Genomic DNA, 348 nt, shown 5'->3' with positions numbered 1-348 from the left:
ACCAACTGAACTACCACTCCAGCATACAAATTTTGTAATATAACATTGTTTAAATAGTTGGCGGAGTGGACGGGACTCGAACCCGCGACCCCCGGCGTGACAGGCCGGTATTCTAACCAACTGAAGTACCACTCCAGCGCATAGTTACACTGTTATTTTTTCTTATTGGCGGAGGGGACGGGACTCGAACCCGCGACCCCCGGCGTGACAGGCCGGTATTCTAACCAACTGAACTACCACTCCAGCATACAAATTTTGTAATATAACATTGTTTAAATAGTTGGCGGAGTGGACGGGACTCGAACCCGCGACCCCCGGCGTGACAGGCCGGTATTCTAACCAACTGAA

At 50.3% G+C, this 348-nt stretch carries 2 tRNA genes; both read right to left on the bottom strand.

Annotation, left to right across the window (positions count from 1 at the left end):
- Window positions 1-58 precede the first annotated feature (58 nt).
- A tRNA-Asp gene (locus tag H5072_RS20855) sits at window positions 59-135 on the bottom strand.
- 31 nt (window positions 136-166) lie between these two features.
- Window positions 167-243 (bottom strand) — tRNA-Asp (locus tag H5072_RS20850).
- Between the last annotated feature and the right edge of the window lie 105 nt (window positions 244-348).

The sequence above is a fragment of the Pseudoalteromonas sp. SR45-5 genome, from assembly GCF_014163565.1.
Classification (GTDB): Bacteria; Pseudomonadota; Gammaproteobacteria; order Enterobacterales; family Alteromonadaceae; genus Pseudoalteromonas; species Pseudoalteromonas distincta.
The sequence above is the reverse complement of the archived record's forward strand: the minus strand, read 5'-3'. Positions and strand labels throughout refer to the sequence as shown.